The organism is Rufibacter glacialis (genome assembly GCF_008271745.1).
Taxonomy (GTDB): domain Bacteria; phylum Bacteroidota; class Bacteroidia; order Cytophagales; family Hymenobacteraceae; genus Nibribacter; species Nibribacter glacialis.
Genome location: NZ_VKKZ01000021.1, coordinates 242018 through 257393 on the forward strand (window position 1 = coordinate 242018; position 15376 = coordinate 257393).

At 54.7% G+C, this 15376-nt stretch carries 11 protein-coding genes; 5 read left to right on the forward strand and 6 right to left on the reverse strand.

Going from position 1 to position 15376, the window contains the following annotated elements:
* Positions 1-348 precede the first annotated feature (348 nt).
* The 3 genes from feoB to FOE74_RS12730 all read right to left on the reverse strand — a co-directional run bounded on the left by feoB (position 349) and on the right by FOE74_RS12730 (position 5205).
* Positions 349-2508 carry a ferrous iron transport protein B gene (gene feoB / locus FOE74_RS12720; protein WP_149099002.1) on the reverse strand — a complete coding sequence of 720 codons (2160 nt, stop codon included), beginning with the start codon at positions 2506-2508 and terminating at the stop codon, positions 349-351.
* A gap of 11 nt (positions 2509-2519) precedes the next feature.
* Entirely contained in the window at positions 2520-2720 is a 201-nt protein-coding gene (locus FOE74_RS12725) for a FeoA family protein (RefSeq protein WP_149099003.1), read from the reverse strand.
* A gap of 205 nt (positions 2721-2925) precedes the next feature.
* Positions 2926-5205 carry a hypothetical protein gene (locus FOE74_RS12730; RefSeq protein WP_149099004.1) on the reverse strand — a complete coding sequence of 760 codons (2280 nt, stop codon included), beginning with the start codon at positions 5203-5205 and terminating at the stop codon, positions 2926-2928.
* A gap of 166 nt (positions 5206-5371) precedes the next feature.
* Here FOE74_RS12730 and FOE74_RS12735 point away from each other — a divergent pair, with 166 nt between their 5' ends.
* Positions 5372-6070 (forward strand): glycosyltransferase, encoded by a 699-nt coding sequence (locus tag FOE74_RS12735; protein ID WP_188686732.1) that lies wholly within the window; start codon positions 5372-5374, stop codon positions 6068-6070.
* Positions 6071-6164: 94 nt separating this feature from the next.
* Positions 6165-6914, forward strand: a complete 750-nt coding sequence (locus FOE74_RS12740; protein ID WP_149099006.1) for a Bax inhibitor-1/YccA family protein — start codon at positions 6165-6167, stop codon at positions 6912-6914.
* Between the two features lie 283 nt (positions 6915-7197).
* On the opposite strand, the gene FOE74_RS12745 is transcribed toward FOE74_RS12740, so the two are convergent.
* Positions 7198-9669, reverse strand: coding sequence for a bifunctional UDP-N-acetylmuramoyl-tripeptide:D-alanyl-D-alanine ligase/alanine racemase (locus FOE74_RS12745; protein WP_149099007.1), 2472 nt, complete (start codon positions 9667-9669; stop codon positions 7198-7200).
* A 244-nt stretch (positions 9670-9913) separates the two neighbouring features.
* On the opposite strand from FOE74_RS12745, the gene FOE74_RS12750 reads away from it, so the two are divergent.
* The 3 genes from FOE74_RS12750 to FOE74_RS12760 all read left to right on the forward strand — a co-directional run bounded on the left by FOE74_RS12750 (position 9914) and on the right by FOE74_RS12760 (position 12143).
* Positions 9914-10819 (forward strand): EamA family transporter, encoded by a 906-nt coding sequence (locus FOE74_RS12750; protein WP_149099008.1) that lies wholly within the window; start codon positions 9914-9916, stop codon positions 10817-10819.
* A 67-nt stretch (positions 10820-10886) separates the two neighbouring features.
* A complete protein-coding gene (locus FOE74_RS12755; RefSeq protein WP_192576615.1) occupies positions 10887-11354 on the forward strand; it encodes a hypothetical protein in 468 nt (155 codons plus the stop codon).
* A 351-nt stretch (positions 11355-11705) separates the two neighbouring features.
* A complete protein-coding gene (locus FOE74_RS12760) occupies positions 11706-12143 on the forward strand; it encodes a hypothetical protein (protein ID WP_149099010.1) in 438 nt (145 codons plus the stop codon).
* A gap of 106 nt (positions 12144-12249) precedes the next feature.
* On the opposite strand, the gene FOE74_RS12765 is transcribed toward FOE74_RS12760, so the two are convergent.
* The gene (locus FOE74_RS12765) at positions 12250-12639 is read right to left on the reverse strand and encodes a VOC family protein (RefSeq protein WP_149099011.1); all 390 of its coding nucleotides are present in this window, start codon (positions 12637-12639) and stop codon (positions 12250-12252) included.
* Positions 12640-12715: 76 nt separating this feature from the next.
* A complete protein-coding gene (locus FOE74_RS12770; RefSeq protein ID WP_149099245.1) occupies positions 12716-15316 on the reverse strand; it encodes a DUF5686 and carboxypeptidase regulatory-like domain-containing protein in 2601 nt (866 codons plus the stop codon).
* Between the last annotated feature and the right edge of the window lie 60 nt (positions 15317-15376).

A 15376-nucleotide genomic window follows, 5' to 3' on the forward strand; every position in this document is an offset into this window, starting at 1 on the left:
TTATCTGGTGAGAACTGAGAGAAGAAAATACCCAAAACCCATAGCCATAGAACCCAAGGACGCAGGGCTTTCTATATAGGAATTAACCTATTGGCTGGGTGAATAGTTCAACGGGCTTATGCTAGATTGAGCCTCTTTTTTAGGAAAAAAGGCAAAAAGCAGCTTCTGAATAGTGAACCCCGTAGAGACCAGGCACAGTTTTACTCCACGAACTACAGTTTTCAGCAACGGTTGCTTTTGCTTCACGAAATGCAATGACCGAGACCGAAGGCTAACGCTGAGACAAGGCAGTGCCTTGTCTCTACCATTTTTGAACCTATTTCCCCAAAATTTGGCTAAAAACGCTTTCTAAGAGAACAACCGGAACACCAGGAACGCAGAGCCATACGCCAGGCCTGTCATATACAACAACTGCAGGATAGGCCATTTCCAGCCTTTGGTTTCGCGGTACACCACGGCCAGGGTGCTCATGCATTGCATGGCAAAAACGTAGAAGATGAGCAGCGAGAAAGCCCGGGCCGGGGTGAAGAACGGCTGTCCGTTGGCATCTTTCTCGGCCATCAGTTTTTCTTTCACGGTAGAGATGTTCTCAGAATCACCCACGCTGTAAATGGTGGAGATAGTGCCTACAAACACCTCGCGGGCGGCAAAAGAAGTCAGCAGCGCAATCCCGATTTTCCAGTCATAGCCCAACGGACGGATGGCCGGCTCTATGAATTTCCCAAACTGCCCGGCGTAGGAAGCCTCTAACTTCTGCCCACCAATGTGCGCCTCCGCGTCGGCCTCGTTCAGGTCCAAGGTGGTGAGTTCAGCAGTAGCCCGTTCCTCTGCTTGCTGCATGGCGTTGCCGGGACCATAGGAAGACAACACCCACAAGATCACGGAGATGGCCAGAATGACTTTACCGGCCTGGAACACGAACGCCTTCACTTTCTCTACAATGGTGAGGCCCACGTTTTTCCAGCGCGGCATCTTGTAGGTAGGGAACTCCATGATGAAGTAACTGCGCTCTTTCGTTTTCAGCACCCATTTGAGCAAAGCCGCCGAAAAGATAGCCGCTAGAAAACCGATGAGATATAAACTCATCAGCACCAGTCCCTGCAAGCTCAAAAAGCCTAGGTAATAGGTTTCTGGCACCACCAGCGCAATCATGATGGTGTAGATGGGCAGACGCGCCGAGCAGCTCATGAGCGGCGTCACGAAGATGGTGATCATGCGGTCTTTCCAGGAGTCAATAGTACGGGTGGCCATGATGGCCGGCACCGCGCAGGCCACGCCTGAGATAAGGGGCACCACGCTCTTGCCGTTCAGCCCGAACTTGCGCATGATCTTGTCCATAAGGAAGGTAACGCGGGCCATGTAACCGGTCTCTTCCAGAATAGCGATAAAAGCGAACAGCAGGGCAATCTGCGGAATAAAGATCAAAACGCCGCCCAAACCGGCCAACACCCCATCGGTGAGCAAGTCTACCAGCGGCCCATCTGCCTGGGTATGGATCCAGGCGTTCAGGGTGGCTACGCCCGTGTCTATCAGATCCATGGGGTAGGCTGCCCAGGCGAAAATAGCCTGGAAGATCATGAACAGTACCCCGAAGAAAATAAGGTAGCCAAACACTTTATGCGTGAGCACCTGGTCTAGCTTGTTGCTGAACTGCTCGTTGTTCTCCGCTTTGGTCACGCGCATGGCGTCCAGCAGCAGGCCATTGATGCGGGTATACCGGTCAATGGTCTCAGAGGCCTGCAAAGCCTGGGACTGAAAGCCGTACTGTTTCACCAACTCCCCAATATACTGCTTGTCGTCTTCTGACAGGAAGGAAAGTTTGTGGTATTGGTGGGCGTAGTGCCAGGCCAGGTAATCATTGCTGAGCTCAAAGTAGTAGCGGATCTGGCGCACCATGACCAGCAGGTGCTCCGGGATCTGGAAAAAGGTAGACTTAGGGGCCTCCAGTTCCTGGGAGAGGAGGATCTTCAGCGCCGCCAGGCCGCTCCCGGTACGGCCGTTGACCGGAATCACGGGCACACCCAGTTCCTGCTGCAACTCCGCCAGGTCAATCTTGACGCCATGCTTCTCCGCCACGTCCATCATGTTCAGGGCCAGCACCGCCGGAATCTGGAGATCCGCGAGCTGGGTAAACAGCAGCAGGTTGCGTTTCAGGTTAGCGGCATCTGCGGTGATGATAAGCGCGTCTGGGTAAGAGTCGGCTTTTTTATCGTGTAAAAGGTCAATGATGACCTTCTCATCTAATGATTTGGGATAGAGGCTGTAGGTGCCGGGCAGATCAATGACCTGGGCCTTGAGGCTGGGGGTCAGCTGACTGATGCCGGTTTTCTTGTCCACGGTCACCCCAGGGAAGTTCCCCACCTTTTGGTTCAGCCCGGTCAGGTGGTTGAACAGCGAGGACTTCCCGGAATTGGGATTGCCGATCAAAGCGATCTTGGCAACCTTGCGGGAAGAAGCAGTGGTGGTATGGGGCACAGAGGCGGGAGGCGGCGCAAGAACTTGTGACATAGACTAAGCCTTTACTTTAACTTGATGGTAGCAGCTTCGTCTAAACGCAGGGAAAGGGTGTAATCGTTCACAATGATGGTAATGGGATCGCCCAGGGGGGCGCGGCTGTTGAGTTTCACCTCTTCGCCGGGAATACAGCCCATCTCCAGCAGTTTCAAAGACATCTCAGGGTCGGTGAGGCAACAGATAATGCCTTTCTCCCCTATTTTCATATCCCGCACACTTTTCTGCTGTTCCTGCACCTTCTTCGCTTTATTTAGACTCTTTATAAACTGTTGCAAGGTACAAGGTGTTCCATTTGAATCCAAAAAGATACGCGCCTTTCCCTCGCCCTCGTCTATAATAGTTTCGTTTTCAGGCCCAAACCAGTATTTATTCAGAAACCTTCAGGAGCAGAATCCTGCGGCTTGCCAGCTCCTATTTTTGAATAATATAATTATTATACAGCAATTTTTGGTTGGGCAATGGCCAGTACACTCCAGTGCCTACTGGTTTCAGCAGGAAGGAGCTTGCCCATATATCACTGCCCTCTAACCAGATCTTGACAGATTTTGCGGCAGGCAGTTTGGAAAGGGCAAGGTCAAGCTTCACCCAGCTTCCATACACTTCAAAGGAGGCAGCCCCAAGCACCCTTTCCTGAGCCAGCACGTTGCCCTGGTCATCTACTTGCTCATAGTGGAGCACTGGCAATTGCCGGTCAGCAGCGGCATTGCTCCAGACAGAGGCTTCCCACAGGGTGTCTTTTCCGGCCGGCAAAGCCCCGTTAAAAAGCACTAGAGGGCCTTTTCCCACCCGCAGGGCACCTTTCCCGAAAACGCCGGCCGTAGATTCGGCTCCCAATACGGTCCAAACAAAAGGCTTGTCCTGGCTTAGGCACCAACTCCCTTTTTTAGGCAAGGCTGCTGAATCTTGAGCAAATTCCTGTGCTATACGCGCCTTTTCATTTTTGCGCAGCGCCTCTAGCGGCAACGTATAGAAGTCTAAGTTACCCTTCCTGAAAAGGAAGGAGGCTTTCTGCCGGAGTTGCTCCTCTGCGGAAGTTCTCTTTTCTGGGGTGACAATGAGCAGGAAAGGCTTTTGGTTAGGCAACTTCCCTAAGAGTGATTTCTCAATGAAGGCACTGCTCAGCAACTGGGCCTGGGCCAGCGCCTGAGCTTGCGAGGTGCGGGCCATCATCATGGTAGCCAAAGGAAGCCCCGTCTGCAGAGACACCCGCATGCCTTCGTAAACTGATTTGTAGGGATAGCCTACGTCTATCTTCTCTGACCCAATGCAAAAGTAGGGCAAAGGCACGATGGCCTGAAACTCCTGGACTGCCTGCCCATGGGCTTCCAGCGCCTCCACCAGATTGTCTTCTTGCCCATTGAAGGAATACCCCACCGGGAAAGCCCGCAGTGTCTGGAATTCTTTTTTGAGGAAAAAGACCGCATCAAGAGCCCATACAAACAAAGCGGCAGCCAGCACCGTAACGGCTACCGTCTTGTTTACTCGCCGCAACCGTCGGTACAAAGCATACAACAAATAAGCCACCACGGAGGCGTACACATAATAGAAAGTCCAGGCAAAGCGGTACAGCACCCGGAACTGCTCCAGAAAAGGAGACCCTTCCACTATTTCCTCCAGACCATACTTAAGGGGGATGGCCATGGAAAACAAAAGCACTCCTACTGCCGGCCACACGCTCCATCGCAAGGCACGGGGAAATACCGGTTTCAACATAAGCTGGTATTTTTTCCTGAACACATACCGCAGCCCTTTCCCCACAAAGACCAGCACGCAGAAAGTACCAATTATTCCCGCGTAGGCATAACTCACCTGGCGGGAATCCTGCAAGGTGGGGAACACCTTCTGCAGGAGAGGCAGGTAAAAAAGATCATAGGGAAAGAAAATACCTTCCAGGTTCGCCCGGTGCACAAAGAAGCCTTCCGGGTGCTGGGGCCGGTCAGGCACCTGGTCTACGGCAGCCATAAACAGCAGGAACAACGCGCTGGGCAGCAATACCCCCACCAGCAGCTTTGCGGATACCTTGAATTGCTTCTCTTGCAGGGCATAGACCAGCGCCACCCCCACCCCAAAGAGCCCATTCATGGCCAGAAAATACACATGGATGAACCCGATCGCCAAAGAAACTGCCACATACGCTCCCCACCACTTCCACTCCCCTTGGTTTTCAAAGTATTTCATCAGCAAAAGCCAGGGCAGCAGCATCGCGAAGGTATAACTGAGCGCATACTGGAAGTCAAACTGTGTGCTCTGCGGGCTCATAGCCACCACCAATAGCGCCGTGGGCACCGTGTACCAACCCGGCAAATGGAACCTAAGCAATATCCGTTGCATAATCCAGGCCCCAATGGCGAGCGAGAAGATGGAAAACAGGTTCTGGCCGGCCGTTGCGTACTGCGCTATTGGCCAGACATAGTGGTGAATGAGGGCCAGCGGGAAGGAGAGCAGCGGCTGGTTATCTGAGAAAAGCGCAAGCTCCCCAAAGGGGTAGTTCATGCCCGTGAACCAAAGCCCCACATTATATTTCACGTAGTACGCCACCACGTAGTAATTCTTGATATGGTCCCCGTGCATCTCAAACAGATACCGACCCGGATGCAGAATTACCTCTATGCCCACCACCGCTATAAAGAGAAGCAGCATAGCTCCCGCACTGATCAAGGCATATCTTCTGGCACCGTACTTATTATCCATGCTTTTCTTATTCTATCTGGCAAAGGTAAAGGGGTTGTTGCTAACAAGGCCCATAACCGCCTTCATGTACTACCCTAGCTTATTTGGTTGCAAGCTACTCTCTAAATATCTTTAATTTGCAGTGAATTAACCGCCCACGCCCATAGCCCCTGTATTTGACCTGGTAGTGCCCTGTTATAACCCTGCTCCAGGCTGGGCTTATCACCTGTTGAGCAACTTCCAGAACTTGCAGGCGTGCTACCCTGACCTAGCCCTTCACCTGATTTTGGTGAACGACGGCTCTACCCGGGGCATTCTGCCCACTGACGTCGCGTTCCTGCAGGACCACCTGCGGCATTTTACGTATCTCCACCATGAGGCCAACCAAGGGAAAGGCTTTGCCGTGCGCAGAGGCGTGCAGGCAAGCGAGAACCCGTTGTGCCTGTACACTGATATTGACTTTCCCTACACTCTGGAGAGTATGGCCAAGATCATCAATGGGTTGATGCAAGCCGAGGCAGATATCCTGGCGGGGGTTAGGGAAACCGAATATTATGCGCAGGTGCCGCCTATCAGAATTAAAATCTCGCAGGCCCTCCAGCTCCTCACCAAGCACCTGCTGCACCTGCCCATCAATGACACCCAATGCGGTCTGAAAGGGTTTAACCAGAAAGGAAAGCAGGTGTTTCTGAAAACCAAAACCAACCGCTACCTGTTTGACCTGGAGTTTATTTATCTTCTATCCAAAGCGCCTTCCCGCCCATCTATTCAGCCGGTGACCGTGGAGCTGAAACCGGAGGTTACCTTCTCCAGGATGGATGCGAAAATCCTTTTTCAGGAAAGCTTCAGTTTCCTGAAGATCCTATTCCGGTCCTCTGTAGATTAAGCCCTTTTCCCAAAGGATAAATATCCCGGTTCCCTTAAGCCTACTTGCGCGCCTGCCGGATTTATCGTAAATTTCGTAAAACCAACAAAAAACCATGTCCCTTTTCACATCCAACAACCCCGCTCTTAAAGAAGAAGCGTTTACCCAATCGGCTGAAACGCAGCTGGTAGACGGACCCGCCATGACCCTGAACGGCACCATTGGCAAATCTGCCTTGCTGGTGGGCATCGTACTGGTCTTCGCGGTTTTTGCCTGGGATCTGTTTAGCATGATGGGCGTGCCCCTGCCCTTTTTGATCGCCATTCCGTTGGTGGGTGTGGGCCTGGCATTCCTGATTACTTTCAAGAAACATTGGGCGGCGTACATAGCCCCGGTGTACTGTGCCTTGCAAGGACTTTTCCTGGGCGGCGTTTCCGGCATGCTGGAACTGAAGTTCCCGGGTATCGCGAACCAGGCCATGCTATTGACCTTTACCGTGTTCGGTGCCATGCTGCTTTTGTACAGCACCCGTGTCATCAGAGCCACTGAACGGTTCAAGTCTATTATCATAACCGCCACCTTCGGGATTTTCTGTTATTACATGATCTCGTTTGTGTTGCAGTTCTTTGGCGTAGAGATGGCCTTGATTCACAGCAGCGGCATGGCAGGCATTATTTTCAGCTTGTTTGTGGTCATCATTGCGGCCATGAACCTGATCCTGGACTTTGACACCATTGAGCAGGGCGTGGCTCACAGCGCCCCCAAGAACATGGAGTGGTATGCTGCCTTCGGCCTCACCGTCACCTTGATCTGGTTATACATTGAAATCCTGCGGTTGCTCTCTAAGCTCAACAGCCGCAACTAGGCCACTGAAAACGGGCTCTTTTTTAAAAAGCCTTCTATAAACAGAACAGCCACTGGACGACCTCCGGTGGCTGTTCTGTTTTATACCTGATAGAATGTCATCTTGCTTGTGGCTCCCGGCGAGTCCGGAGACTCGCTTCATCCCTGGGCACGAGTTATAAACTCGCGCCAGTAGAGCCCGAGACAATAGTATCGCGCCAGTAGATTCTTCATCTGTGAGGTCTCCAAGACCTCACAGATTTCTGCGTTTCTCACCTGTTTCCGCAAAAAAACCGCTGAAACGGCTACGCGTTGAAAAACACCCGCTTTACCCGCGTGCCTACGTTGGTGAGCAGCTCATACGGAATGGTGCCAATGCGCGCGGCCAGTTCAGTGAGCGGCAGCCCTTCCCCGAACACCAGCACCTCATCTCCAGCGCGTACGTCCAGGCCGGTTACGTCTACCATGCACATGTCCATGCACACACTCCCGATGAGGGGCGCCCGTTGTCCGTTGATGAGCACCTCGCCCACCCCGTTCCCGAAGCGGCGGTCATAGCCATCGGCGTAGCCGATAGCAATGGTGGCGGTCTGTTTGTCAGAGGAGGCTACTCCCCGGCGGCTGTAGCCCACGGTTTCACCCGCTTTTATAGATTTCACCTGTGATACGGTGGTCTTCAATTGGCCCACGGTCTGCAGGCTGCTTTGCTCCTGGCCAGCCGATTCTACGCCGTACAGGCCAATGCCCAATCGTACCATGTCAAAGGCAGCCTCCTGGCCAAACCGCACAATGCCCGCCGAGTTGAGGATGTGCTTGGTCACGGGGTAGCCTAATTCCTTCTCTACCTGGGCAGCCATCTGCCTGAAAAGGGTGATCTGCTCCTGAGTGAAGTCATTGAAGAGGGCTTCATCGGCGCCGGCCAGGTGGCTGAACACGCTCTGCACGCGCACGTGTGGCATCTGGTCCAGCACGGTGAGGGCTTCTTCCAGCTCAGCGGCGTCAAACCCCAGGCGGTGCATGCCGGTGTCCAGCTTCAAGTGGATCTTGGGCGTTTTGCGGCTCTTTTTGGGAAAATAGTCCAGAAACTGGTGCAACAGGTCAGCGGAATAGATCTCCGGCTCCAGGCTGTACTGTTGCATTTTCAGGAACGAGTCTGGGCTGGGGTTCATGACCATGATGGGCAGCGTGATGCCATGCTCGCGCAGGGCAATGCCTTCATCGGCGTACGCCACGGCCAGGTAATCCACGCGGTGGAATTGGAGCAGGTTGGCGATCTCATAGGCCCCGGCCCCGTAGGCGAAGGCTTTCACCATGACCATGATCTTGGTTTGGGCGGGTATTTTGGTGCGGTAGTAGTTGAGGTTGTGGACCAGGGCATCCAGGTTCACTTCCAGCAGGGTACCGTGCACCTGTTGCTGCAGCGCCGCCACAATCTTCTCAAACTGGAACACGCGTGCGCCCTTCACCAGAATGGTTTCCTGCCGGAAAGTCTCCGGGCGAAGCTGCCCCAGAAAGGAATCTGTGCCCAGGTAGAACTCGCTGCCCGCGGGGAAAAGGTCTTGGTGACGGGTGATGATATCGCCTATGCCAATGACGCGGTCTACGCCGCGGGCGGTGATTTCCTGCGCCACCTGCCGGTAAAGTGCCAGTTCCTCTACCCCCGCCTCCAGCAAATCTGAGACAATGAGGGTTTTCCGGCCCCGCCGGGCCTGCTGGCCCAACACGTCCAGGGCAATGCGAAGGCCGGCCAGGTCATTATTATAGGTGTCGTCAATGACGTAACAGCCGTTGATTGCTTCTTTGCGTTCCAGGCGCATGGCCACCGGGTGCAGGCGCTCAAACCGATGGGTCAGTTCCTGGGGTTTCAGGCCCAGGTAGAGCAGCACCGCCAGGCAATGCAGCGCGTTTTCCAGCGAGGCGTCATCGGCGAAGGGAAGGTTAAAATCCTGGCCCTGGCCCGCGTACCGGAACCTGATTTTGGTTTTGCCGTGGTGCATCTCCAGCACCTTGATCTGCACCTGGGCCGCGGGGTGCTCGTGCGCGCTCCACGCGAAGCCGGGGAATCCGGCGGCCTGGATGGCGGCCTGCACGGCGGGTTGGTCGGCGCAGTAGATGAGTTGGTCTGCATGCTCAAACAGTTTCAGTTTCTCCTGCATTTTCTGGGAAGAAGAGGAAAACCCTTCGTCATGCGCGGAGCCCAGGTTGGTGAACACGCCAATGGTAGGCTGCAGCACGCTGGCTAGGTGCTCCATCTCGGCTGGTTTGGAGATACCGGCCTCAAACACGCCAATGGTATGGCTCTCATTGATCTGCCACACCGAGAGCGGCACCCCGATCTGAGAATTATAGCTACGGGGACTCTTGACCACCCGTTCAGAAGCACTCAACAGCTGGGACAGCCACTCTTTGACAATAGTTTTGGCGTTGCTGCCCGTGATGCCCACTACCGGAATGGTAAACTGCCGCCGGTGATAGGCCGCCAGCCGCTGTAGGGCCTGAATGCTGTCAGGCACCAGCAGCACGTTGGCAGCCGGGTAGGCAGACAGATCCAAAATTCCCGCGGCGTCTTCCACCACAAACTGCCGCACCCCCGCGGCATAAAGTTCAGGCAGGTACTGGTGCCCGTCATGGAATTCGCCCCGAATGGCGAAAAACACCGAGGAAACGGCATTGGCGATTTTACGGCTGTCGGTGAGCAGGTGCTGCACCGGGTATTCTCCGTTGCACTGCACCAACATGCCGCCCATTACCTGGGCAATTTCTTTGAAACTAAACATGGTAGGGACGTCTGTTAGTCAAATATACAACACAAGCCCTACTCCGTCACCTTGAATTTCCCCGGAGGGCTGAGCGCCTGGTCTGCGTTTTCTGGCTTTTTTGAAGAAAAGAGGCCAGAAATAGACAGGCCAGGCTTGTCAGAGGCAGTTTCAAAAAGGAACCCTTCCTTTTTAGCCTGAACGGCCTGCGAATTAGGCGGTACCCACGGCAACTTCTTACCTTTGGGCTTCTGAAAAAAAATCCGTGAAATTCAATCGCTACCACGTCGCTGCCATCAGCGCCTTTGTTATCTGGGGCTTTATCCCGTTTCCGCTGAAAGCCCTGCACGATTTCCCCAGCAGCCAGATCCTGTACTTCCGGGTTCTGGTGGCGGTGCTGACCCTGCTGGTGGTTTCCGGCACCACCCGCCGGGAGCAGTGGCGCCAGACGCTGGGCCGGTTCAAAGGGCAGGACCGCTTGGAGAAACGCCGGTTCATCCTGTTCACGCTCCTGGGCGGGGCCTTGCTGGCGATCAACTGGCTGGCCTTTATTTACGTGGTGAACCATGTAGACATCCAGACCGGCTCCTTTTCTTACCTGCTGTGCCCCATTCTCACGGCGGTGCTGGGGTTCCTGATCCTGCGGGAGCACCTGCGGGTGAACCAGTGGTTTTCGGTGGGGCTAAGCTTTATGAGTTGTCTGCTGGTGGGCACAGATTCTTTGTACAACCTGCTGTTTGGGTTGCTCATTGCCGCCTCTTACGCCTTTTACCTGATCACGCAGCGGTTGCTCAAAGACTATGACAAGATCGTGCTGCTCACGCTGCAGCTGCTGCTGGCGTTCCTGTTCATCGGGCCTAGCTACCCCTGGTTCGTGGGCGAAGACGCGCAACCTATCACCGGTCATTTTGTGGGCCAGATTGTGCTTTTGAGCTGGCTTTTCACGGTGATCCCGTTGTTTCTGAACCTGTACGCGCTCAAGGAACTCAAATCGGCTACAGTGGGTGTGCTCATGTACCTAAACCCCATCATCAACTTCACCATGGCGTTCCTGTACTTCGGGGAGGTGGCCAGCCAGCAGAAAATCATCGCGTATGGCGTGATTTTCCTGTCGGTGATACTGTACAATCTGCCTATAGGGAAGAAGCAGGAAGCTCAGCCCGTGGCATAAATTTTAGGAGGCTGCAACCTTTGGGCTGGGACAAGGCTCTTCTTGGAAAGGAACCTCAAACCGCTGTATGATGAAAACAAAGCTTCTACCTTTCTTCTTGCTGGCCCTGGCTTTTGGCTGCACGCGCCCTGATTTGGTTTCACCGGAAGAGGAGGAAGCCATCAGACAGGCCCGAGCCAAAGGGGCTACTATCCTGACGGTGCAGAAACCTACTCCCATTGGCGGGCTGGTGGTCAACTTGCTTACGTTGCAAGACTGCCGATGCCCCAAAGATGTGATTTGTTTTTGGTACGGCCACGCCGTGGCTACCCTTCATCTGCAAGACGCCAATGGCCAAACCCTCAACCAGCAACTCTATCTGGGCGAACAATTACCGGCCCCCAATAACCGCGGTTTCCGGACGGCAGACACCGTGCTCGTCCAGCTCAGCAACAAACCCTACCGGATTATCCTGAGCGATGTACAGCCCTATCCCGGTTTCAACAACCCTTCTCCCAGCGAGAAGAAAGCCATGGTCTCTGTTTCAGCCCTGTAATTCCTAAAACACATCGCAATTAAACTGAAAGCCGACCTCACCGTCGGTTTTCTTGCTTTAGGTAAAAGGCGGCCCCACGTTAGAAGTGCTTTCGCTAACAGGTCATCTATGGCACGGCAGAATCTGATCATTCCAGCGGGACATGGGTACCGTACGGCAGCAGAACAGACCAAAAGACATAGACAACCAGCTTGCTATATTAGATACTCCGCTTCCGTTGTTTCTGGCTCGTTTTCAGGAAAGTAGCCACAAAAGAAAGGATGCAAAAACATGAGGCTGGTGCAACCTTCGGCCTGGCGGAAGGCTCTTATAAACGAAGGAGGATAACCTGCCCTTTTTCCAAAAACACCTATGAAGCGCCAACGCCTCTTTCCTCTTCTTATCGTCTTTCTCCTGCTGGGCTGCGCCCGAACCAAACAGGTAGCCTCTCAGGAGCCGCAGATACCCCCACCGCCGCTACAGCCGCTCCAACAGAGCCCTCCGGTGGCGCTCTCCTGGCAGAAGCCCATTGCGGTAGGCAGTCTTACCGTCACGCTGCAGAAGATAGAAGATAGCCGCTGTCCCAAAGATGTGCTGTGTATCTGGGCCGGAAGGGCCGCGGCAGACGTTCAGTTACAGGATTCCAGCGGCACCAGCATTTCTAAAACCCTTGCCCTGGGCAGCATGGTCACCGTTCCCTTCGGCAGTAAAACCTACCGGGTCACGCTGAGAGAAGTCACGCCCTATCCCATGATTTCAGACCTGCACCCAGCGGAGAAAGAAGCCTTCATCTCCGTTTCTGTCCTGTAATTTTTAACTACTAGCGAAGGCACCAGCCCCACGTGCAAGCAGCGGGCGTTATTTTCATCCTGGCGTTTCAAAGCACTTTTAGAAAAACCTGCCGGAATCCGGCCTGTTACCCTTCATACAACTCCAGCGGCAACCCATCTGGGTCAGAGAAAAAGCAGAAGCGTTGGCCGGTATGCTCATCTACCCTGATTTCCTGTACGGTGACCCCGGCATTCATCAGTTCCTGGCGGGCGGCGGCTACGTCCTCTACCGCAAAGGCCAGGTGCCGCAGACCGGCGGCCTCCGGGAAAGACAGGCGGGCGGGCACCTGGGGGAAAGAGAACAGCTCTACCACGTACTGCCCGTTCAAAGCCAGGTCTGCCTTGTAAGAATCGCGCTCAGCCCGGTAGATTTCCTGGAGCAGCGTGAGCCCCAGTACCTGGGTGTAAAACGCTTTGGAAACGGCGTAGTCGGTGCAGATGATGGCAATGTGGTGGATGCTCTTTAACTGGATCATAAGGCAAAAATACGGAGTACCGCTTTACAGGCATACGCGCCTTTTATCTTCCGCCCGGCGGAAAAGGAGGCGTTTTCTAGAAACCGTACCCAATCCGGAAGCCGGAACTCACTTTCTGGCGCTCCTGGAAACCAGTCACGAAATCAACCCGGAAGATCTTGAACAGGTGCTCTAGGCCTACGCCCAGTTCCAGGTAATGGCCGGCGGCCGCGGTGTGCAGGTAGTTCACGCTGCCCACTTCCTGCCACTTGAGTTTGCGCAGCAGCGGTACCTTGTTCAGGATGAAACCGTTGAAATGGTGGCTGTAATGGGCTTCCACGTACGTTCGCTGGGTGCTGTAACGGTAATAGTCCAGCAACTGGAACCCGCTGAAATCACCGGACAGGATGGTGCGGTTGCCGGAGAAATGCTTGAAGTCCATGAAATACAGCTGGTTTTTGCGCAGGAAAGAACCCACGCTCACCGAATAGTCACTGGTGCCCAACAACCCCAGCTGCAACTCATCGCTCACACCCAAAGACAGGAAATCATAATCCACATCGCTGCCCAGCACGCCGGAGAGGCCTTTGCGGTAGAGGAAATTGAAAGTAGGCCACTTGGAACCCAGGTTGATCTTGCGGTCTGGGTGGGAGATGTACTCCGCCCCCGGGCGGAAGGTAAGGGACACGGCGGCAGTCAGCGCCTGATGACGCGGAAAGGCAGTACTGCCCACCTCGGCATTGACCGGCTCATTGGAGGTGAATTCCTTCGTGGGCCGGTCGCGCACCACGTAATGGGTGGTGTTGAACATCATTTCGCGCTGGGCATAGTCTACTGTGAACGTCCCGGACAAGCCGTTCACCAGTTCCCGGTTGTGCCACAGGCGCAGGAACTCCCGCTGGTACAGCTTTTGGTAGTTTTCCTTCAAAAGAAGCGTGTAAACGGTATTCACAAACGGCGTGATGGGCTCTGCGGCGTTGAACTGACTAACAAACCGGCCGCCCTCAAACCCGACGGACCGGCGCTTGATCAGGTCATAGGAATAGGTACCCATCAGCTTGGCCTGGGCTTTCTCATTGCTGAACCCGTACCGCAGCGTGGGTGCCAGGTAAAAACTGCGGCGGTCCTCGAACTGTTTGGTGTAACCAATGCGCAGGTTGGCCACCAGGCCCTCCACGGTGTTGTACTGCCAGATGCGGGTCAGAGGATCTATGTTGAACCGGGTGCGTGCGAAGCTGTTGCGGTACGTGTAGCCCGAGAGTAGCAGGTCGGTGGCTGAGAATTTGTTGTTCTTGCGATCCAGGGAGTCTTTGTAGGGCTTGGAGTCTTTGATGACCTGCAGGCTGTCTTTGGTATGGTAATCCCCTACCTCTTCCTCGGTGAGGGGCACGGGCCGAAGCGCGGCCCAATAGGCGCTGTCACGGGTATTGGCGTCTTTCTCAATGAGGAGCACTTCCTTCTTCTTGAAATACTCCGCTTCTGGCACGCCATTGGCCGGTGGGGCATTGCGTAGCGCCTTACGCTCTTTTTTGGTGGGCTTGAGAACCGGGGCCTCTACGGCGACGGGTGCGCTGGCGGCGGGCGCCGAAACCACAGGGGCAGTCGGGGCGGGTGCCGGAGTCTGCTTCACGAAGGCGGCGGGTTTTACGCGGTATTTGCTGTAAACGGCCATGAAATAGCCATTGCCTTTGAACCCGTAGCCCTCTACATCAAAGGTAAACTTCTGTGACTGCAGCACCCACACGTTGCCGGGTGCCGGCGTGAACTGCTGCGTGATGCGCAAAGTGTCTACGAACTCGATCTGCTGGTCTTTGGTCACGTACAGGTTCAAGCTCTGCAGCCGCCAGGAGCCGTCCACGATGTACAGGTAGCCCGTAACCACCGGATCAGTCCTGCGCTTGGGAATGACTTTGATGCGGTGGATGAGATGGCCGTTGTTCTGGCTGCTGCCTACCAGCTCATACTTGTAGAAGAACATGGCGTTATTGGCCAACGGTGATACGAATCCGCGTTCGTTCACGCCCTGCGCTTTGACCAGGTTCTGGTAAAAATTGACGCTAAACTCAGAGGCTTGGTTAAAGCTGAAGGCCCGGCTGTTGCCGCTCACCTTAGAGGAGATCATCCGCTCGCGGTACTTGCCGGGCTGCATGAAACTCAACTCCGCCACTGACTCTGACAAATACAGAATTCCGGGCTTGAGTCCGGCCGGCACTTTCATGATGCCCAAAACGCGCTTGGGCACGTTGATCAGGCGCTGCAAGCCCTTCACGTACACCTGGGCCGTGTAGGCCTGCACTTCCTTGAGGTGGTATTCCCGCTTGGCGATGGCCTGCTGCATGATGCCGTACGCGGGGTCTTTGCCACTGAGGCTTACCCGCACCTCGTTCAGGTTATAGACATCGGGGAGCAGTTGCACGTTGAGCACCAGCGGCTGAGGGGTTTCCTCCTGGGGCACCTCAATGGTACGGGTCTGGCTTTTGTAGCCCACGTACTGGAACACCACCGTATGCTTGCCGGCCTCTACCTGGAACTGGTAATCGCCTTGCTCATTGGTGGTGGAGCCCACGGTAGAGCCCTGCAGGTAGACCGTGGCAAAAGCCAGGCCCGCCCCTTTCTCATCGGTCACCTTGCCTTTCAGCACCCCGGCCTGGGCCCAGGAGGCCAGCAAAAAGCACCAAGCACCAAGGAAAAAGACCATCCGGCCACGGGTCGACAGAGAAAGGCAAGGAAACGAAGAAGACATGGGCGTGGGATTTAG